General features: G+C 65.7%; 15 protein-coding genes and 1 pseudogene. 8 read left to right on the top strand and 8 right to left on the bottom strand.

What is annotated here, in order from left to right:
- Positions 1–71 precede the first annotated feature (71 nt).
- The 4 genes from prpF to prpB all read right to left on the bottom strand — a co-directional run bounded on the left by prpF (position 72) and on the right by prpB (position 6122).
- Positions 72–1256, bottom strand: a complete 1185-nt coding sequence (prpF, locus tag K5K93_RS17665; protein ID WP_222388559.1) for a 2-methylaconitate cis-trans isomerase PrpF — start codon at positions 1254–1256, stop codon at positions 72–74.
- Between the two features lie 51 nt (positions 1257–1307).
- A complete protein-coding gene (acnD, locus tag K5K93_RS17660; RefSeq protein WP_222388558.1) occupies positions 1308–3926 on the bottom strand; it encodes a Fe/S-dependent 2-methylisocitrate dehydratase AcnD in 2619 nt (872 codons plus the stop codon).
- 109 nt (positions 3927–4035) lie between these two features.
- Complete coding sequence (prpC, locus tag K5K93_RS17655) at positions 4036–5193, bottom strand: 2-methylcitrate synthase (RefSeq protein ID WP_222388557.1); 1158 nt, start codon at positions 5191–5193, stop codon at positions 4036–4038.
- Between the two features lie 35 nt (positions 5194–5228).
- Positions 5229–6122: a methylisocitrate lyase gene (prpB, locus tag K5K93_RS17650; RefSeq protein WP_222388556.1), complete on the bottom strand. Its 894-nt coding sequence runs from the start codon at positions 6120–6122 to the stop codon at positions 5229–5231.
- A 156-nt stretch (positions 6123–6278) separates the two neighbouring features.
- On the opposite strand from prpB, the gene prpR reads away from it, so the two are divergent.
- Entirely contained in the window at positions 6279–7862 is a 1584-nt protein-coding gene (gene prpR, locus K5K93_RS17645) for a propionate catabolism operon regulatory protein PrpR (protein WP_222388555.1), read from the top strand.
- A 140-nt stretch (positions 7863–8002) separates the two neighbouring features.
- On the opposite strand, the pseudogene K5K93_RS17640 reads toward prpR, so the two are convergent.
- Positions 8003–8284: pseudogene (locus K5K93_RS17640) on the bottom strand (pyridoxine 5'-phosphate oxidase C-terminal domain-containing protein); the annotation flags it as partial.
- Positions 8285–8994: 710 nt separating this feature from the next.
- Between K5K93_RS17640 and K5K93_RS17635 the strand changes: the two are divergent.
- Complete coding sequence (locus K5K93_RS17635) at positions 8995–10533, top strand: S1 family peptidase (RefSeq protein WP_222388554.1); 1539 nt, start codon at positions 8995–8997, stop codon at positions 10531–10533.
- A 69-nt stretch (positions 10534–10602) separates the two neighbouring features.
- On the opposite strand, the gene pdxH is transcribed toward K5K93_RS17635, so the two are convergent.
- The gene (gene pdxH / locus K5K93_RS17630; RefSeq protein ID WP_222388553.1) at positions 10603–11202 is read right to left on the bottom strand and encodes a pyridoxamine 5'-phosphate oxidase; all 600 of its coding nucleotides are present in this window, start codon (positions 11200–11202) and stop codon (positions 10603–10605) included.
- A gap of 40 nt (positions 11203–11242) precedes the next feature.
- Between pdxH and K5K93_RS17625 the strand changes: the two genes are divergently transcribed.
- Positions 11243–12070, top strand: coding sequence for a kinase (locus K5K93_RS17625; RefSeq protein WP_222388552.1), 828 nt, complete (start codon positions 11243–11245; stop codon positions 12068–12070).
- 6 nt (positions 12071–12076) lie between these two features.
- Here the strand turns inward: K5K93_RS17625 and K5K93_RS17620 are convergent, their stop codons facing one another.
- Positions 12077–12280 (bottom strand): dodecin family protein, encoded by a 204-nt coding sequence (locus K5K93_RS17620; protein ID WP_025876997.1) that lies wholly within the window; start codon positions 12278–12280, stop codon positions 12077–12079.
- A gap of 98 nt (positions 12281–12378) precedes the next feature.
- Here K5K93_RS17620 and K5K93_RS17615 point away from each other — a divergent pair, with 98 nt between their 5' ends.
- From K5K93_RS17615 to mdtD, 5 genes are all read left to right on the top strand, one after another.
- A complete protein-coding gene (locus tag K5K93_RS17615; RefSeq protein ID WP_032976596.1) occupies positions 12379–12921 on the top strand; it encodes a shikimate kinase in 543 nt (180 codons plus the stop codon).
- Positions 12918–14030 (top strand): 3-dehydroquinate synthase, encoded by a 1113-nt coding sequence (aroB, locus tag K5K93_RS17610; RefSeq protein ID WP_222388551.1) that lies wholly within the window; start codon positions 12918–12920, stop codon positions 14028–14030. Before K5K93_RS17615 ends, aroB begins: the two co-directional genes overlap by 4 nt.
- 128 nt (positions 14031–14158) lie before the next feature.
- A complete protein-coding gene (locus K5K93_RS17605) occupies positions 14159–14398 on the top strand; it encodes a WGR domain-containing protein (protein WP_222388550.1) in 240 nt (79 codons plus the stop codon).
- 28 nt (positions 14399–14426) lie between these two features.
- Positions 14427–15509 (top strand): uroporphyrinogen decarboxylase, encoded by a 1083-nt coding sequence (gene hemE, locus K5K93_RS17600; RefSeq protein WP_032951968.1) that lies wholly within the window; start codon positions 14427–14429, stop codon positions 15507–15509.
- A gap of 91 nt (positions 15510–15600) precedes the next feature.
- Complete coding sequence (mdtD, locus tag K5K93_RS17595; RefSeq protein ID WP_025876990.1) at positions 15601–17010, top strand: multidrug transporter subunit MdtD; 1410 nt, start codon at positions 15601–15603, stop codon at positions 17008–17010.
- 629 nt (positions 17011–17639) lie between these two features.
- On the opposite strand, the gene K5K93_RS17590 is transcribed toward mdtD, so the two are convergent.
- Positions 17640–21170, bottom strand: a complete 3531-nt coding sequence (locus tag K5K93_RS17590; protein WP_222388549.1) for a hybrid sensor histidine kinase/response regulator — start codon at positions 21168–21170, stop codon at positions 17640–17642.
- Positions 21171–21227 lie beyond the last annotated feature (57 nt).

The raw sequence follows: 21227 nt of genomic DNA, 5'->3' as shown, positions 1-21227 counted from the left end.
GCCCGGCGGTTCATCGGCGGGTCCCGTTGCGCCCGCCGGGCATGGCCCGGCGCTACCACAATGAAACTGCCTTACAGCGTATCGGCCGGCACGCGCACTTTGCCTTCCATCAGCACGCGGGCGCTGCGGCTCATGATGGCCTTGGACACCGTCCACTGGCCGTCAACGAGTGCGGCCTGCGCACCCACGCGCAACGTGCCCGACGGATGCCCGAAGGTCACGGCCTCGCGCTCGCCGCCGCCAGCAGCACGATTGACCAGCGTGCCGGGGATCGCCGCTGCGGTACCGATCGCTACTGCAGCGGTGCCCATCATCGCGTGGTGCAGCTTGCCCATCGACAGCGCACGGGCATGCAGATCGATGTCCGCGGCCGGAATCGCCTTGCCGCTGGACGACACGTAATCCTGCGCGGGGGCGACGAAGGCTACCTTCGGCGTGTGCTGGCGGGTCGCCGCGTCTTCCAGTTTCTGGATCAGGCCCATGCGCAGCGCGCCGTAGGCACGGATCTTCTCGAAACGCTCCAGCGCCGCTTTGTCTTCATTGATCGCCGGCTGCAGTTCGGTGCCGGTGTAACCGAGGTCGACGGCGTTGAGGAAGATGGTCGGGATGCCGGCGGTGATCATCGTCACCTCGAAACTACCCACGCCCGGCACGTCCAGCGTATCGACCAGGTTGCCGGTGGGGAACATCGCACCGGCGTCACCATCGTCGGACGGATCGAGGAATTCCAGCTGGATCTCGGCAGCCGGGAAGGTCACGCCATCCAGCTCGAAATCGCCGATCTCCTGCACCTGCCCATCGCGCATCGGCACATGGGCGATGATGGTCTTGCCGATGTTGGCCTGCCAGATGCGCACGGTGCACAGGCCATCGCGCGGCACGCGGGCCGGATCGATCAGGCCGTTGGCGATCGCGAACGGGCCGACGGCGGTGCTGAGATTGCCGCAGTTGCCGCTCCAGTCCACGAATGCGGTATCGATCGACACCTGGCCATACAGGTAATCCACGTCGTGACCCGGCACCGAGGCGGTGGAGATGATCACGCACTTGCTGGTGCTGGAGGTGGCCCCACCCATGCCGTCGGTCTGCTTGCCATACGGGTCGGGCGAGCCGATCACGCGCATCAGCAGCGCATCGCGTGGGGCACCCGGCACCTGAGCGGCCTCGGGCAGGTCCTGCAGGCGGAAGAACACGCCCTTGCTGGTACCACCGCGCATGTAGGTAGCGGGAATACGGAGTTGCGGGAGAAATGCCATGGAACGGTTCCTTGCAATGAAAGACGGCCCGTTGCCGGGCCGTCGGATGCTTTACGCCACCTTGGCGCCTTCCAGGAAGTCCTGGGCGAAGCGCTGCAGCACGCCGCCGGCCTCGTAGATCGCCACTTCCTCGTCACTGTCCAGGCGGCAGGTGACCGGCACGATCACGTCCTGGCCGTCGCGGCGGTGGATGACCACGCGCAACTCGGCGCGCGGCGTACGTTCACCGATGACGTCGAAGGTTTCGGTGCCATCGATGCCCAGGGTCAGACGGGTGGTGCCCGGCTTGAACTCCAGCGGCAGCACGCCCATGCCGATCAGATTGGTGCGGTGGATGCGCTCGAAGCCTTCGGCAACGATGGCCTCCACGCCAGCCAGGCGCACGCCCTTGGCGGCCCAGTCACGCGAAGAACCCTGCCCGTAGTCGGCACCGGCGATGATGATCAGCGGCTGCTTGCGCTCCATGTAGGTCTCGATGGCTTCCCACATGCGCATCACCTTGCCTTCCGGCTCGACGCGCGCCAGCGAACCCTGTTTCACGCTGCCGTCTTCATTGCGCACCATCTCGTTGAACAGCTTCGGGTTGGCGAAGGTGGCGCGCTGCGCGGTCAGGTGGTCACCGCGGTGGGTGGCATAGGAATTGAAGTCCTCTTCCGGCAGGCCCATCTTCGCCAGGTATTCGCCAGCCGCACTCGAGGCCAGGATCGCGTTGGACGGCGACAGGTGGTCGGTGGTGATGTTGTCGGGCAACACCGCCAGCGCACGCATGCCGGCCAGCGATCGCTCACCGGCCAGTGCACCTTCCCAGTACGGCGGACGACGGATGTAGGTGCTCTGCGGGCGCCAGTCGTACAGCGGGCTCACCGCTGCGCCGTGTTCGACGCGTACGTTGAACATCGGGTTGTAGACGCTGCGGAACTGCTCCGGCTTCACCGCCGCCTTCACCACCGCATCAATCTCGGCATCACTCGGCCAGATGTCCTTCAGGCGCACCTCGTTGCCGTCGGTGTCCACGCCCAGCACATCCTTCTCGATGTCAAAGCGGATGGTGCCGGCGATGGCGTAGGCGATCACCAGCGGCGGCGAGGCCAGGAACGCCTGCTTCGCATACGGATGGATGCGGCCGTCGAAGTTGCGGTTGCCCGACAGTACCGCCGTGGCGTACAGGTCACGGTCGATGATTTCCTGCTGGATCTTCGGATCCAGCGCGCCGCTCATGCCATTGCAGGTGGTGCAGGCAAAGGCGACGATGCCGAAGCCCAGCTTCTCCAGGTCCGGCAGCAGGCCCGCTTCTTCCAGGTACAGCTGCACGGCCTTGGAACCGGGCGCCAGCGACGACTTCACCCAAGGCTTGCGCAGCAGGCCGCGCTCGTTGGCCTTGCGTGCCAGCAGGCCGGCGGCGATCACGTTGCGCGGGTTGGAGGTATTGGTGCAGCTGGTGATGGCAGCGATGATCACCGCGCCATCGGGCATCAGGCCCTGTGCCTGCTCGGCCTTGCCGGCTTCCAGCTTGGCGGCATCGGCGATGCCGCGCTCGACCAGTTCCGATACCGGCAGGCGGCGATGCGGATTGCTCGGGCCGGCCATGTTGCGCACCACCGTCGACAGATCGAAGCGCAGCACACGCTCGTACTCCGCAGTGGCCAGGTCATCGGCCCACAGGCCGGTGCTGCGCGCGTAGTTTTCAACCAGTGCGACCTGCTTTTCCTCGCGACCGGTCAGGCGCAGGTAGTCGATGGTCTGGCCGTCGATGTAGAACATCGCGGCGCTTGCGCCGTATTCGGGGCACATGTTGGAGATGGTGGCGCGATCACCGATGGTGAGTGCAGCGGCACCCTCGCCGAAGAACTCAAGCCAGGCGCCGACCACGCGCTCCTTGCGCAGGAATTCGGTCAGGGCCAGCACCACGTCGGTGGCGGTGATATCCGGCTGCGGCCGGCCGGTCAACTCGACACCGATGATGTCCGGCAGGCGCATCCACGACGCACGGCCCAGCATCACGTTCTCTGCTTCCAGGCCGCCCACGCCGATGGCGATCACGCCCAGCGCATCCACGTGCGGGGTGTGGCTGTCGGTGCCCACGCAGGTATCGGGGAAGGCCACGCCGTCCTGCACGTAGATCACCGGCGACATTTTCTCCAGGTTGATCTGATGCATGATGCCGTTGCCCGGCGGAATCACGTCCACGTTCTCGAAGGCCAGCTTGGTCCAGTCGATGAAGTGGAAGCGGTCCTCGTTGCGACGGTCCTCGATGGCGCGGTTCTTCTCGAACGCCTGCGGATCGAAGCCACCGCACTCCACTGCCAGCGAGTGATCGACGATCAGCTGCACCGGCACCACTGGGTTGACCTTGGCCGGATCACCGCCCTTGTCGGCGATTGCATCGCGCAGGCCAGCCAGATCCACCAGCGCGGTCTGGCCGAGGATGTCATGGCACACCACGCGCGCCGGGAACCATGGGAAATCCAGGTCGCGACGGCGCTCGATCAGCTGCTTCAGCGAGTCGGTCAGCGTGGCCGGATCGCAGCGACGCACCAGGTTCTCGGCCAGCACGCGCGATACGTACGGCAGCGTGGCGTAGGCGCCGGGCTGGATCGCGTCGACGGCGGCGCGCGCATCGAAATAGTCCAGCGAGGCGCCGGGGAGGGTCTTGCGGTAATCGGTATTCATGGGCTGGCGGAATGCTCGTGGCGGGCCGGGTGCCGGCGATACGGCGGTGACGGCATCCGGCCGGCACGGGGCCGGCCGGATGCTTGCAGCAGTGCAACAGTGGCGATGATCAGGAACGCTTGTCGATGGCCACGAACTCGCGATCTTCCGGACCGGTGTAGTTGGCGCTCGGGCGGATGATCTTGCCGTCGATACGCTGTTCGACGATATGCGCGCTCCAGCCGGCGGTACGGGCGATCACGAACAGGGGGGTGAACATCGCGGTCGGCACGCCCATCATGTGGTAGCTGACGGCGCTGAACCAGTCCAGGTTCGGGAACATCTTCTTGATGTCCCACATCACCGTTTCCAGGCGCTCGGCGATGTCGTACATCTTCATGCTCGACTGTTCTTCGGACAGTTCGCGGGCGACGTCCTTGATTACCTTGTTGCGCGGATCGGACACGGTGTAGACCGGGTGGCCGAAACCGATCACCACTTCCTTGCGCTCCACGCGGGCCTTGATGTCTTCCTCGGCTTCGTCCGGATTGTCATAGCGCTTCTGCACTTCGAACGCCACTTCGTTGGCGCCGCCGTGCTTGGGGCCGCGCAGCGCGCCGATGCCACCGCAGATCGCGCTGTACATGTCGCTGCCGGTGCCGGCGATGACGCGGCAGGCGAAGGTCGAAGCGTTGAACTCGTGCTCGGCGTACAGGATCAGCGAGGTGTGCATCGCCTTCACCCACGAATCCTGCGGCTTCTCGCCGTGCAGCAGGTGCAGGAAGTGGCCACCGATGGAGTCATCGTCGGTTTCCACGTCGATCGCGCGGCCGTTGTGGCTCCAGTGGTACCAGTACAGCAGCATCGAACCGAGGCAGGCCATCAGCTTGTCGGCGATGTCGCGCGCGCCCGGATGGTTGTGGTCGTCCTTCTCCGGCGCCACGCAGCCGAGCACGGACACGCCGGTGCGCATTACATCCATCGGGTGCGCCGACGGCGGCAGTTCTTCCAGCGCGGCCTTCACCGCGGCCGGAATGCCACGCAGCGACTTCAGCTTGGCCTTGTACGAAACCAGCTCGGCGCGGGTCGGCAGCTTGCCGTGCACCAGCAGGTAGGCGATTTCCTCGAACTCGCTGGTGTTGGCCAGGTCCAGAATGTCGTAGCCACGGTAGTGCAGGTCGTTGCCACTGCGGCCGACGCTGCACAGCGCGGTGTTGCCGGCAGCGGTGCCGGACAGGGCGACGGACTTCTTCGGCTTGAAGGTCGGGGTTGCGGTCGTATCGTTCATGTTTCCCTCCGAAACTTGATGGTGCAGGGTACTGCTTATTTCTTGGCGGCGAACAGCGCGTCGAGCTGCTGCTCGAAGGCGTGGTAGCCGATACGGTCATACAGCTCCTCGCGGGTCTGCATGCTGTCGATCAGGTCGCGCTGGTGACCTTCGCGGCGGATCGTCTGGTAGACGTTCTCGGCGGCCTTGTTGGCGGCGCGGAAAGCGGACAGCGGGAACAGCTGGATGGCCACGCCGGCCGAAGCCAGCTCGTCGCGGCTGAACAGCGGGGTCGCGCCGAATTCAGTGATGTTGGCCAGCACCGGCACCTTCACCGCATCAACGAAGCGGCGGTAGGTCTCCAGGTCATAGGCGGCCTCGGCGAAGATGCCGTCGGCACCGGCTTCGACGCAGGCGATGGCACGCTCGATGGCCTTGTCCACGCCGTCCACCTGGATGGCGTCGGTGCGCGCGATCAGGAAGAAGTCCGGATCGGTCTTGGCATCGGCGGCGGCCTTCACGCGGTCGACCATTTCGCCCTGCGAGACGATCTCCTTGCCCGGGCGATGACCGCAGCGCTTGGCGCCGACCTGGTCTTCAATATGGCAGGCGGCGGCGCCGGCCTTGATCAGCGACTTCACCGTGCGCGCGATGTTGAACGCGCTCGGGCCAAAGCCGGTGTCGATGTCGACCATCAGCGGCAGATCGCAGACGTCGGTGATGCGGCGCACGTCCACCAGCACGTCTTCCAGGGTGTTGATGCCGAGATCCGGCAGGCCCAGCGAGCCGGCGGCCACGCCACCGCCGGACAGGTAGATGGCACGGAAACCCGCGCGCTTGGCCAGCAGCGCATGGTTGGCGTTGATCGCGCCGATCACCTGCAGCGGCGATTCGGCAGCCAGCGCCTCGCGGAAGCGGGCACCGGCGGAAGAGAGGGTGGAAACGGTCATGCGGCGATCCAGGTTGAAGAACAGGGAGGTAAGCGCAAGCACCATGCCAACCTGCAAGCGATTGATTTCACGGGGATGACCGGTCAATCGCAGTGAAACATATGAAACATTGAAACAGATGTATCATGAAACATCATCACTCCCGATCCGCGCACCATGTACCTGCCCCGCTCGCCCCTGCGCCACACCGATGCCGACCCCGGCCGTCCGGTTATCTGGACGGTCAGCGTCTCGCGCCTGACCGGCCTGCTGGGCGATGTCATTCCCGAATTCGACCGCCGCGCGCGCATCGAGCAGATCAACCTGGGCTTCGAGGAGGCCGTGGAAGTGATCGGCCAGCGCCTGCGCCGCGAGCACTGCGACGTGGTGATTGCCGGTGGCTCCAATGCAGCCTGGTTGCGCGGTCGCCTGGACCTGCCGCTGGTACCGATCCACGCCAATGGCTTCGACCTGATGGAAGCGCTGGCGCGCGCCCGTCGCATCGCCCCACGCATCGGGCTGGTCACCCATGCCAGCGATGTGCCGGTGTTCAGCAGCTTCCAGCAGAGCTTCGGCCTGGACATCGAGCACCGCCGCTTCGTCACCCGCGAAGATGCCCGCGACTGCATCGCCGACCTGCGCGCCAACGGCATCGAAGTGATCGTCGGCACCGGCATGGCCATCGACCATGCCGAACAGGCCGGACTGCCCGGCGTGCTGCTGTACTCGGCCGATTCGGTGCGGCAGGCGTTCGAGCATGCGCTGGAGCTGACCCAGGCCATGGCCCGCTCCGGCGGCAGCCGGCCGGCTCCGCGCCGCCGCGCCGCCCCACGCAGCGATGCGCATGCCCTGCTCGGCGACAGCAATGCGATGGCCGACGTGCGCGCACAGATCACGCTGTACGCCCCGCACGACAGCACCGTACTGGTAACAGGCGAGACCGGCACCGGCAAGGAACTGGTTGCACGCCAGCTGCACGCCGCCAGCGGTCGCCGCGGTCGTTTCGTTGCGCTGAACTGCGGTGCGATCAGCGAATCACTGCTGGAAGCGGAGCTGTTCGGCTACAGCGACGGCGCCTTCACCGGTGCGCGTCGCGGGGGGCGCGTCGGCCTGGTCGAGGCGGCCGATGGCGGCACGTTGTTCCTGGACGAGATCGGCGAACTGCCGCTGCCGCTGCAGACCCGCCTGCTGCGGGTGCTGGAAGAACGCGAAGTGCTGCGCGTGGGCGCCACCGAACCGACCCCGGTCGACCTGCGCGTGGTCGCCGCCACCCTGCAATCGCTGGAACAGCGCGCGGCGGCAGGCAGCTTCCGTCGCGACCTGTATTACCGCTTGGCAGCGCTGCGTATTGCCCTGCCCGCGCTGCGTGCTCGGCGCGGTGACATCCCCGTGCTTGCGCAGCACTTCTTCCGTCAGCTGCGCGGCATCGATGCGCCTCTGAGTGAGGATGCACTGGCGGTACTGACCGCCGCCGAGTGGCCCGGCAACGTGCGCGAACTGCGCAATCTGGTGGATAGGCTGCGCATCCACTGGCAGCCCGGTGACGGTCTGATCAATGCAGCGCGCCTGCTGCAGCTGGCGCCCGAACTTGTGAACGAGGGCATTGCAGCATTGCCGGTGGAAAGCAACGGCAAGCGCCCACCGCGTGCACAGTTGGAAACGCTGTTGCAGGAACATCGGAATGATCGCGAGGGGATGGCGCAGGCGCTGGGTGTCTCACGCACCACGCTGTGGCGATGGCTGCGCGCGGAAGGGCTGTAGCTCAAGTCCTGCCTGGCCTGCTGCGCCCAACCGTGGCGGGTGCGGACTCGCTCTGGTGGATGCGAACCTTGGTCCGCATCGATTCTGCGCATGACCCACCCCATCCACGCATGGCGTGGATCTACTGGCATCGCGGGGCACTACAAGTCCCACACGCGCCTCATCACTTGCGGGTACAACAGCCGCTTGCTCCAGCGCCCTTCGGCACCGGCCTCATAGCACCAGCGCTCGTGCAGGCGGAACTGCGCGCCGTACCAGAATTCGATACGGTCAGGCACCACCCGCAGACCACTCCAGCCCTCCGGGCGCGGCACGTCCTTGCCGTCGAAACGTGCCTCGACCTCCGCCACGCGTGCGTCGAACTCCTCGCGCGTGTTCAACGGCCTCGACTGCAGCGAGGCCCATGCGCCGATCTCGCTCATGCCTTGCTGGATGCGTCGGCCGCCACATTATGGTTGATGGGCTACGCATCCATTGGCAGTCTGAAACGGGTTTGATCGATGCGGCGCGTCTGCTGTAGCTGCTGCCGGGACTCGCACGTGGAAACGCCGCCGCGCAGTCGATGGAAAGTAATGACAAACGAACGCCACACACGCAGCGGGAAGAACTGCTACACAAAGACCGCAATGACCACGAAGGCACGGCGCAGGCAATGGATCTGTCGCTCAACACACTGCGGCGCTAGCTGCGCGCGAAAGGGTTGCAGGGTACTGGGTCTACGCATGGCCTGGATCTGCTTCTCCTTCTGCAGAGTCGAATTTGCTCGACAGCCCTACACGCTGACAGAAGCCACGCACTGGATTGGCTTGCCAGCGGAATGCTGACGCAACAGGATCGCCCGCCACCTCGCACACATGATTTCCATAATCGGGTGCACGACTGCGATCGACGCCGCCTCGCACACATGATTTCCATAATCGGGTGCACGACTGCGATCGACGCCGCCGCACAATTTCACTAGAGCCAGATGTTCACGCAGAGAGCAAAAGCAGATTCCGCGAACCAGATCACCTCACAGGCCACCGGGCCCATGGTAAAAATCAATACCATCATATTCAGGAATCCAGAAGGCGAACCCTAGAATCACCGCGTCAGACCGAGAAGAAGCCCTGCTAATTAATAAGGATATTGAATGATAGCCGCACTTAATTCACGGCAAAAATTGATGGCGAGAGTTGCCCTGACTGCAGCATCTGCAGCCTTCAGCCTGAGCGCAGCGTCTCAGAACAGGGACATAGTGGCCGAGAAGTACTCAGACACTTACAAGATCTCGACCACAGAGGCGACACAACGACTTGCCGCTTCGAGAGAGGCTGGAAAACTGCAGCGACGCATCGCCGCGGACAACCCGGAAACGTTCGCAGGCCTCTATATCGAACACTCCCCCGAGTTCCAGATCGTTGTGCTTTTCACCAAGGATCCACAGCGAAACCTAGCCAAGTACACTCAGAGCAGGCTGTATTCCGCCAAAATCGCACCACGCTCCCTCGAGATGCTGCTAGCAGTCCAGGAAGAAGTCGGCGAACAGCTGTCCAAATCTGGAATTCGATTCGAAAGCGGAATCGACATCAGAAAATCTGAAGTCGAACTGCGGGTGCTGGACGCCAGCAGAGCGACAGAAGTTCTGGCAAAGCTCCTTGCTGCAGCAGATTTCATCAAGATCCATGAAACGACGGGATTCCCTCAACCAACGGCACTTGTCGGAGGAAACAAGGTCAGCGGAAACACGATCAACTGTACAATGGGGTTCAACGTCGTAGAGCCCGCCACACGGGAACTGGGGATCGTGACAGCCGGGCATTGCGACAACAATCTGACGTACTCTAACTCCACTCTGCAACTGCTTTATCAGAACGAGAACGATGCAGGCATCTACGATGTGCAATGGAACAAGCAACGAATCATAGGCACCCCCAAGCAACAGAAAAATGAGATAGTTGTTGAGGGCAGCCCTGAATCAATCGTCAGCGAGACCCCCTCCGTTGACCTTGCTGTAGGCATGCCAGTGTGCAAGAGCGGCGCTACGACTGGATACACCTGTGGAGAAGTGGCCGACATCAATGCCGCCACTGAGGATTACAACGGCCTACCTGCGAGGTATGTTCGAGCAAGAAATGCGGATGAGCTTGAAATGAATGCAGATGGCGATAGTGGCGGCCCTGTGTTCTCTGGGGAGGCAGGGCACAGAAGCGCTTACGGAATTGTGCACGCACGCGGCGCCGGCGACCGCATCAATCACCTTTACTTCATGCCTATCGAACGACTTTCCATTCTCGGAATATCGACATTGACGTCCCCCTTTAAGATCGAAGGGACACCTGACGTTTCCGGACCTTCGCCTTCCATCCCGGTCAATGTCAATTTCAACGGATACCCGCGATTCCCCGTCGACTTAACCTTGGAAGTAATTTCCTGTCCTGGGGGATGGACGTGCACGGGCGGCACTAAGCGCTATACGACAAATATCCCCTCGCCAATGACATTCACATGGGGATGCGACTCGAGTGCTCCTGATTGGCCCAAGCATTTCACGGTCCGGACGTCACTCAAGGACGCATCTGGAATTACTACAGACTCCGTGGAAACCAATATCGCGTGCACGGGTCCTGCACCAGGCTCCGCTCATCAAAGGATGAGCTCCCACGCGGCACCAAGAGCTGGAATCGAGTAGATCACTCACATCAACCATGCTGTGCTGCCGTCAGATCGACAGCACAGTCGGTCTTAAATGCGTACGAACTTACGGGTACAACAGCCGCTTGCTCCAGCGCCCTTCGGCACCGGCCTCATAGCACCAGCGCTCGTGCAGGCGGAACTGCGCGCCGTACCAGAACTCGATGCGGTCGGGCACCACCCGTAGACCACTCCAACCTTCCGGACGCGGCACGTCCTTGCCCTCGAAGCGCGCCTCGACCTCGGCCACGCGCGCGTCGAACTCCTCGCGCGAGTTCATCGTCTTCGACTGCAGCGACGCCCACGCGCCGATCTGGCTCATGCGCGGACGGCTGGCGAAATAGGCGTCGGCCTCGGCATCGGCCACCTGCTCCACGCGTCCCTCGATGCGCACCTGGATGCCGGCCTCGCGCAGGCTGCGCCACAGGAACAGCAGCGCGGCCTGCGGATTGGCCTGCAGCTCGTTGCCCTTGTGGCTGTCCAGGTGGGTGTAGAACACGAAGCCGCGCTCATCGAACGCCTTCAACAGCACGGTGCGCGCCGATGGCCGGCCCTGCACATCGGCGGTCGCCACGGTCATTGCATTGGGCTCGACTTCGCGGCTCTGTTTCGCTTCTTCGAACAGCGCGGCAAAGGTCGACAGGGCTTCGGCGTACAGGTCGCTCATGACAGCATTCTTCTCACACGGTTTGGGCTATTGTGGCGGCATGGTCGCCGCTGCGTACATGCCCCAGGTGAAAGGATTCCCCGAAACAGTGGTCGAGCAGGCGCTGGATGACGCGCTGGGCAGCAGCACAGCCGTTCCAGTATTGGCGATCAGCGGCCTGCAGGGGAGCGGCAAATCGACGCTGGCCGCGCAGGTGGTTGCCCGTGCCCGCGCGCGTGGCCTGAACGCCGCAACGCTGTCCATCGACGATGTCTACCTGACCCGCGCACAACGCCAGCGTCTGGCCCGGCAGGTGCATCCGTTGTTGATCACCCGTGGCCCACCGGGCACCCACGACCTGCCGCTGGCACATGCGGTACTGGACGCAGTGGCCGCACGACAGCCCTTGGCCCTGCCCCGCTTCGACAAGCTGGCCGACGAGCGCCTGCCCGAAGCGCAGTGGCCGCAGCTGCAAACGCCGCTGGACCTGCTGGTGTTCGAGGGCTGGTTCCTGGGTACCCCGGCGCAGGACGATGCCGAACTGGATGTCCCGCTCAACGCCCTGGAGCGCGAGGCCGATGCCGATGGCCGTTGGCGGCGCTGGTGCAACCAGGCGCTGGCCCGCGACTACCCGGCGCTGTGGCAGCGCTGTGACCGCCTGTGGTTCCTGCAACCCCCTGATTTTTCGGTGGTGCCGCGTTGGCGCTGGCAGCAGGAGCAGAACCTGCAGGCGGCCCAGCCGGGGCGGCACGGTATGAACCGGCCCCAGCTGGAGCGCTTCGTGCAGTACTACGAGCGGGTCAGCCAGCAGGCGTTGCGTGCGCTGCCGGCCATTGCCGACCGGGTAGTGGCGCTGGATGCCCAGCGTCAGGTGCAAGGGCTGCGCTGAGCAGCCTCACTCCACCAGGAAGGTGACCCGCAGGTTCACCCGCCATTCGGTGATCTCACCGTTGCCGTCGGTGACCACCTTGGTCTCGTTGATCCAGGCGCCCTGGATGCCCTTGACCGTCCCGGACACCTTCTTCAAACCGCTGCGCACTGCGTCCTCCACACTCTTGGGCGAGGACGCATTGATTTCGATGACCTTGGCAACCGACATGGCAGGCACTCCATCAGGCGCGGGATACCCCGCAGGAACCTCCACCCTGACGTGAAGAACGTAAAGGCCAAGGCACGGAGGTGTTAGCATCAGAGGGCATGAATCCCGCTCCGAACCTGATCCTGATCGGCCCGATGGGTGCCGGTAAAACCTGCATCGGCCGCCGCCTCGCCGAGCGCTTCACGCTGGACTTCGTCGACGTCGACCAGGCCATCGTCGATGCGACCGGGGCCAGCATCCCCACGATCTTCGAGCATTCCGGCGAAGCCGGCTTCCGCGCCCATGAGCGCCAGGCGCTGGCGCAGGTGCTGGCCGGCCGTGGCCAGCTGGTGTCCACCGGCGGCGGTGCGGTGCTTGACCCGGACAATCGCGCCCTGATTGCCAAGCGAGGCTTTGTCGTCTACCTGCGGGTCAGCGTCGCAGCCCAGCTGGAGCGCCTGTCTCGCGACAAGGCCCGGCCACTGCTGCAGCGGCCGGACCGCGAACAGGTGCTGCATGATCTGGCCGCGCATCGCGACCCGCTGTATCGCGACCTGGCCGATGTCACTCTTGATACCGACCCGTTTACCGCCGCCGATGCCACTGCCCAGCTTGTCGTCAAGCTGGCCACGCACTGGCAGCGACAGGACCCCACTGCATGACTTCCCCTGCCCTGCTGCAGGTCGCCGTTGGCGGCGACCGTCCCTATTCCATCACCATCGGTGCCGGCGCCCAGGCCGACGGCGCCGCATTGGCCAGCCATGTGCGTGGCCGCCATGTCCTGCTGGTCAGCGACAGCGAGGTTGCGCCACGCTATCTGGATGCCACCAAGCAGACCCTGCTGGCCGCACGCCCGGACCTGATCCTGGGTGAGCATGTGCTGGCCGCCGGCGAAGCCTCCAAGACCCTGGCCGAGTTCGGCTCGGTCATCGAGGCGCTGGCCGCACTCGGCGCGACCCGCGATGCCTGCGTGTTCGCCCTCGGCGGCGGTGTGGTCGGCGACCTTGCCGGCTTTGCCGCGGCCTGCTGGATGCGCGGCATCGACTGCGTGCAGCTGCCGACCACGCTGCTGGCGATGGTCGACTCCTCGGTGGGCGGCAAGACCGCCGTGGATATCCCGTCCGGCAAGAACCTGGTCGGTGCGTTCCACCCACCGCGTGCGGTGATCGCCGATACCCGCGTGCTGGCCACCCTGCCGCCGCGCGAGCTGCGCGCCGGCCTGGCCGAAGTGATCAAGTACGGCGCACTGGGTGATGCGGTGTTCTTCGAGTGGCTGCAGCAGCATGCCGAGGCACTGGCGGCCGGCGAGGAGGCGGTCATCGCCGAGGCCATCGCCCGCAGCTGCCGGCACAAGGCCGCCATCGTCGAGCGCGATCCCTTCGAGAAGGGCGAACGCGCCCTGCTCAATCTTGGCCATACCTTCGGCCACGCCATCGAAACCGAACAGGGCTACTCCGCACCGGGGCGCGATGCGCTGAACCACGGTGAGGCCGTAGCGGTGGGCATGGTGCTGGCGGCCCGCCTCTCCACCCACCTGGGCCTGGCCGACGACGCCGACCGGGTGCGCCTGCAGGCGCTGCTGGAACAGCTTGGCCTGCCGGTGGCAATTCCCGCCGGGCTGGACCCGCAGGCCCTGCTCGGCCGCATGCGCCTGGACAAGAAGAACGTGGCCGGCCGCCTGCGCCTGGTGCTGTGGCGTGGCATGGGCCGCGCCGAAGTCGTACCGGACGTGGATGAAGCGGCGGTACTGAAGGTGCTGGACGCAGGCTGAGCGCTTCCGCGTTCGCCGGGTATGGCCCGGCGCTACCTGGGAGGTTTCATGAGGTTGCCGGCCAGCGGCCGCCACTACCGGATCAGCGTTGCGGCAGGGCTCACCTCGCCCCCGCTACAATCGGTGCCATGCACGTCCACCTGCAACAACCCGCCGACGGTGCCCAGGCACCGCGCTTCCTGCGCCTGACCCTGGTCCCGGACCTGTTCGGCGGCTGGGAACTGCTGCGTGAATCCGGCCGCGTCGGCACCCGCTCGCAGCTGCGGCGCGAGCTGTACCTGACGGCCGACGAAGCCCGCCACGCCTACGACAAGGCCCGCGATGCCGAACTGCATCGGGGCTTCCAGATTCTTTCGCACGGCGACTGACTGCGCCGCTGCTCTTTTCGCCCAAGGAATGCCCACTGTGACCAGCCCTCTCCGCAACGATCGCCTGCTGCGCGCCCTGCGCCGCGAACCGGTGGACTGCACCCCTGTCTGGCTGATGCGCCAGGCCGGCCGCTACCTGCCGGAATATCGCGCCACCCGGGCCAAGGCCGGCAGCTTCCTGGCCATGGCCAAGAACCCGGAGATCGCCTGCGAAGTCACCCTGCAGCCGCTGCGCCGCTTCCCGCTGGACGCGGCCATCCTGTTCTCGGACATCCTCACCATTCCCGATGCCATGGGCCTGGAGCTGTACTTCGTCGAAGGTGAAGGCCCGAAGTTCCGCCACCCGGTACGCGATGAAGCGGCCATCGCCAGGCTGGCGGTGCCGGACATGGAGCAGGATCTGGGCTATGTGATGGACGCGGTGCGCCTGATCCGCCGCGAACTGGATGGCCAGGTGCCGCTGATTGGTTTCTCCGGCAGCCCGTGGACGTTGGCCTGCTACATGGTCGAAGGCGGCGGCAGCAAGGATTTCGCGCGCATCAAGGCGATGGCGCTGAACCATCCGCAGGCCCTGCACCGCCTGCTGGAGGTAACCACCGACGCGGTGATTGCCTACCTCGGCGCGCAGCGCGCGGCCGGTGCGCAGGCCCTGCAGGTGTTCGACACATGGGGCGGCGTGCTGTCGCCGGCGATGTACCGCGAGTTCTCGCTGCGCTATCTGCAGCGCATCGCCGAAGGCCTGGAGCGCGGCGAAGGCAGCGAGCGCACGCCGTTGATCCTGTTCGGCAAGGGCACCGGCCTGCACCTGGAAGCGCTGTCGCAGACCGGCGCCGATGCGCTCGGCCTGGACTGGACGCTGGACCTGGACGAAGCGCTGCGCCGCACCGGTGGCCGCGTAGCGCTGCAGGGCAACCTGGATCCGACCACGTTGTATGCCTCGCCTGATGCGATCGCCGCGGCGGCCGCACGCGTGCTCGATACCTATGCCGCCGGCAACGGTGGTTCGCGCGAGGGCCATGTGTTCAACCTCGGCCACGGCATGTCGCCGGACATGGACCCGGCCCATGTACAGGTGCTGGTCGACGCAGTGCACGCACACAGCCAACGCTGAGCATCGCGCAGGCAATCACGGCGCGATGTTGATCGCGCCGTGACCCGCAGTGCGCGATCATGGCGCCCCCACGTTGCACCGGCCACGCCCCATGTCCACAGCGCCATCGACCTACACCCGCCAGCGTCCCCTGCTGTGGCTGGTTTCGCTGGCGATCTTCATGCAGATGCTGGACTCGACCATCGTCAACACGGCCTTGCCGGCGATGGCGGCCAGCCTAGGCGAAAGCCCCCTGCAGATGCAGTCGGTGGTCTTCAGCTACGCGCTGGCAGTGGCTACCTTCATTCCCGCCTCCGGCTGGATCGCCGACCGCTACGGCACCCGACGCACCTTCCTGGTGGCGATCATCCTGTTCACCCTCGGCTCGCTGGCCTGCGCGATGGCGCAGCAGCTGCACCAGCTGGTGGCCGCGCGCGTACTGCAGGGCATCGGCGGCGCGATGCTGCTGCCGGTCGGGCGCCTGGCGGTGATGCGCTCGGTGCCACGCGAGGACTTCCTGCGTGCGATGAGCTTCATCGCCATTCCCGCACTGGTGGGTCCGCTGATCGGCCCCACGCTGGGTGGTTGGCTGGTCGAGATCGCCTCGTGGCACTGGGTGTTCCTGATCAACCTGCCGATCGGCGTCATCGGCTTCATCGCGGCGATGAAGATCATGCCCGACCACTACGCCAGCCACCGCACCCGGTTCGACCTTCGCGGCTACGCCATGCTGGCCTTTGCGATGGTGGTGCTGTCGCTGGCACTGGATGGGATTTCCGGGCTCGGTACACCACACGCGCTGGTGATGCTGATGACCGTGGCCGGCCTGGCCGCGCTGGTCGGTTACTGGCTGCACGCGGCAAATTCAACGGCACCGCTGTTCTCCCTGGCACTGTTCCGCGTGCCCAGCTACCGCATCGGCATTCTCGGCAACCTGTTCTCGCGCATCGGCAGCAGTGCCATGCCGATGCTGATTCCGCTGCTGCTGCAGGTCGGCCTTGGCCTCGGGCCGATGAACGCCGGCCTGATGATGGTGCCGGTGGCCGCCGCAGGCATGGTGTCGAAGAAGCTGGCGGTGAAACTGGTTGAACGCTACGGCTATCGCCGCGTGCTGATGACCAACACCGTGCTGGTCGGCCTGGCGATGGCCAGCTTCATCCTGATGACACCGGGCCAGCACCTGGCCGTGCGCCTGCTGCAGCTGGCCTTCTTCGGTGCGGTCAATTCGCTGCAGTTCACCGTGATGAACACCGTCACCCTGCGCGACCTCGACCGCGAGTTCGCCAGTTCCGGCAACAGCCTGCTGTCGATGGTGATGATGCTCGCCGCCGGCTTCGGTGCAGCCGCTGCCGGCAGCCTGCTGGCCGCATTCGGCACGCAGCTGGAAGGCCACGGCGCGACGGCGGCGCTGCATGCCACGTTCCTGTGCGTGGGCGCGATCACGCTCACGTCGACGCTGATCTTCTGGCAGCTACCGGACACCAAGCCCGAGCCGCGCCAGGTAGAAGAAGTAGCGGAGTAGAGGGTTCGGCAGGGCTGCGCCCTGCACCTGCAGAGGCCGAAGCAACGGCAACAGCAACAGCGGGCATTCCGTGGGATGGCGGGGCGGTGTCGGAGTGCGGGGACGCCGCAAGTACCTCCCTGTAGGCTTGGCCGCGGCTTGCTCGTGTGCGCTTTCCTGCGCACACGGCAAGACCGGGGTTGGGCGTCCTGCCCAACCCGCCCGAGGCATGCCTCGGGCCCATGCGGCTGACACCCCGCAATCCGACACCGCCCCACCTCCGACGGATTTCCGCGATCTGCAGTAGATCCACGCCATGCGTGGATGAATCTCTGTCAGATATCGAAATAGTTCTGGGGTCAGATCCGTTTTCCTGCGGGAAACGGATCTGACCCCATGCCGTTCCCGTACCGCCCACCAACAGCAACACAGAACGCCGTTCCGACAGATCGCGAAAATCTGTCGAAGGCGGGGTGGGTCCGGTTGCGGGGGCGTGAGCGCCATGGATGGCGCGACCGAGCTTACATGGACGTACTTGCAGCGTCCCCCGCAACCGGAACCACCCCGCCATCCCACGGTATGCCCGCTGTTGCTTTTGCCGTTGCTGTTGCCGTTGATTCGGCGGGTGCAGGGCGCAGCCCTGCCGAACCCTACCGCCCCAGCACGCGGGCGATCGCTTCCACCAGCAGCTCACCGGTCACCGGCTTGCGCAGGAAACCACCGATGCCGGCCGCTTCCACCTGCTGCTGCAGGTCCGGGTCGGTGCGTGCGGTCACTGCCAGCAGCGGCAACGTGTAACCCTGGTTGCGCAGATGCTGGGCCAGTTCGAAACCGCTCAGGCCCGGCAGATCCAGATCGAGCAGGCCGACGTCGAAATCCCCCGCGCTGATTTCACGCAGCGCAGCCAGCGCGTGTGCCGCGTGGACCACCTCATGGCCACGGGTGGTCAGCAGCCCACACATCACATCGGCCACGGTCGCATCGTCCTCCACCAGCAACACCCGCAGCGGCGGCATGTTGACCGCAGCAGCGGCGGCGTCACTGTCGGCACCTCCGTCGCTGGCCGCCCCCTGCTGCAGCGGCAACGGCAGGCTGACACCGAAGCAGGTACCGCTGCCCAGCTGGCTTTCCACCCGGATCCGGCCCTGCATGGCCAGTGCCAGCTCGCGGCAGATCGCCAGGCCCAGGCCGCTGCCGCCGTACTGCGCTGCGGTGCGCGCACCGTCGGCCTGCTCGAAGCGCCGGAACAACCGTTGCTGCTGCTCCTGGCTGATGCCAGGACCGGTATCGCGCACCTCGAAATAAAGCCCACGCGGCCCTTCCTCGCAACGCGCGTGCAGCGTGATGCTGCCGCGGCTGGTGAACTTGACCGCATTGGACAGCAGGTTGAGCAGGATCTGCCGCACCCGCATCGCATCGCCGGTCGCCTGCAGCCCTGCCGGCAACTGGTTGTCGAGGATGAACCGCAGACCCTTCTGCGCAGCCAGGGGCCCCATCAGCGCGGCCAGATCCTGCAGCAGGCGATTGAGACCGAAGGCGTTGGACTGCAGTTCCAGGCGCCCCGATTCGATCCGCGCCAGGTCCAGCGCATCGTTGACCAGGTGCAGCAGATGCTCGCCCGCGTGCCGGATCGACTGGGTATAGCCGCGCTGTTGCGGATCCAGCGGCGAGGCCAGCAGCAGTTCACTCATGCCCAGCACCCCGGTCATCGGCGTGCGGATTTCATGGCCCAGATTGGCAAGGAAGCGCGTCTTGGCCGCCGATGCGTGTTCGGCCAGATCCTGCTTGTGCAACGCGAGCTGGTAGGCGTGCTGGCGCTGCAGCCGGCGCCGGTACAGCCAGGCGAACCAGCTGGTCAGCAGCAACCCGATCGAGGCCAGCACCAGCAGGCCGGACAAGCTGCGCCACCACGGCGGCTGCACATGGAATTCCAGGGTCTGCACCCGCGACCACACGTGGTCGGCCGAGCGCGCCTGCACTTCCAGCCGGTAGGCGCCGGGAGGCAAGCGCGAGAACAGGCGCTCGCCTGCCGGGCCCACCTCGACCCAATCCGGGTCGTAGCCGGCCAGCCGGTAGCGGTAGGTGTTGGAAGCCGAATCGGCGAAGGACAACAGGCGCGCGACGATACGCAGGTCGCGGTCGCCATCGGCGATCTGCAACGGCGAGTCATGGGTCAGGTCCAGCAACTGCTCGTTGCGGCGCACCTCCACCCGCTCGATCACCAGCGGCGCACGCCGGGTGGAAGGCCGCACCTGCTCGGGATCGAACACCACCACACCGGCGGGGGTACCTGCCACCATGCGCCCCGCCGAGGAGGCGATCAGGGTGTGTTCGCGGAACTCCTGGCTGGGCAACCCATCGTGCACCCCGTACAGGCGTACGCTCTCGCCATCGGCACTCACCCGCACCAGGCCGCGGGCACTGGTGGCCCACGCCACGCCCTGCGCGTCGACCACCAGGCCGGTAGCGGAAATCGCCGGATAGCCCTGCTCGGCGCCCACTACCGCCTGTCGTTCCAGCCGGCCCTGGCTCCAGAGATACCGCGACAGGCGACCATCCTCGGACAACCAGACCTGGCCGTCCTTGCCCACATGCAGGGCGTACACCGCCGTGGCCGGCGCACCGGGCACCGGCTGGAAGCGCTGCGCATCCGGCTGCCATTGCAGCAGGCCGCGGCTGCTGGCCAGCCAGATCCGGTCCTGCGGGCCGCATTCCACATCCAGATTGAGCTGGCCCGCCTGCAGACCGTCCTGGCCGTTTTCCAGCCGCCGGCGCACGTGCCCGTCCAGATCACGCTGCTGCAGGCCCGCTGACAGCATCAACCACAGGCTGTCGCCATCGCAGGTCATCATCGCCTCGATGTTGCCTTCCATGGTCGCGTCCGCGCCCGAGTCCCGCCCCCAGCGCCGCAGCTCGCCACGACGCGGGTCGTAGCGCATCAGGGCATCGGTCGACCCCACCCACACCTGGCCCCGTCGGTCTTCGCGCACCGAGGTCAGCCAGTGCATGCCGTTGACGAAGGTGCGGTGCTGCTCGATCACGCCCGTGCGCGGATTGAAGCGGTCCAGCGCGCCATGGCTGCCGACCGTCCACACACCACCATTGCTGGAGGGGCTGGTACCGAGCACATAGGAATTGCGCAGCGAGGAAGGATCATCCTCCAGCCGCGAGAACACCGAGAACTGCCACCAGCGCGGAAGCAGGTGCCACAGGCCGGCATTGGTACTGGCCAGCCAGATGCCGCCTTCGCGGTCCTCATAGGCGCCGGTCCAGTTCGGCCGCACCAGGCCACGGGCGATGGCACTGTACAGCGGTACGTTCTGGTAGCGGCCATCGATGCCCCGGCCCAGGCCGCTGCGCGTGTCCAGCCAGTGCCCGCCCTGCTCGTCGCGCAGCATCATGCCCAGCACCTGGTCGCCGGCCGGCAAGGTCCAGGGCACGGATTCGAAACGGCCATCCGGGCGCCGCACCGTGGCCCCGGCCAGCGTGCTGATCCAGAGGCTGCCGTCGGGTTCTGCGGTCAGTCCATTGATCAGCAGGCTGGGCACCAGGTCGCCGCCGATGCGTTCGAAATCGGTACCGGTCCAGCGCGCCACGCCATGCTTGGTGCCGACCCACAGGCTGCCATCGGCAAGCGTGGCCAGGTAGGGCACCGACGCGGCCGGCAGACTGCGCGGATTGTTCGCTTCGGGCAGGAAACGCTGCAGACGGTCATTGCTGTCCAGCCGGTACAGGCCGCCCTCGTGGGTGCCGAACCAGATCGCGCCATCCGGTGTCGCAGCCAGGCTCCAGACGGTGTTGCTGCCCATCAGCGGCTGGCTGCTGCGGTCGTAGAAGCGCAGCTGGCGGCGATCGGCCGACATCCGCACCAGGCCGGCATTTTCAGTGCCGATCCACAGCTCGTTGCGGGCATCGACCAGTACGCTCCAGATGCGGTTGTCGCGCAGGCCGTCTTCCGAACGCCAGATGCGGTAGTTGCGCCCGTCGTAGCGGGCCAGGCCATCGTTGGTGGCAATCCACAGGTAGCCGTAGCGGTCCTCGGCCATGCGATTGACGGTGTTCGATGGCAACCCGTCGAACACGGTGACCTGGCGCGGCGAAGGTGGCACCGGCTGCGCGGCAGCGGGCACCAGGCAGCACAGCAGCAGCATCAGCAGCGTCACTGCCCGCAGATACACCACCGATGGCCTCCTCACGCTGCTGTTGATGATGCCCACGCCGTGGGCGTCGGCATGGTA

This window comes from Stenotrophomonas sp. DR822 (assembly GCF_019793815.1).
Classification (GTDB): Bacteria; Pseudomonadota; Gammaproteobacteria; order Xanthomonadales; family Xanthomonadaceae; genus Stenotrophomonas; species Stenotrophomonas indicatrix.
The sequence above is the reverse complement of the archived record's forward strand: the minus strand, read 5'-3'. Positions and strand labels throughout refer to the sequence as shown.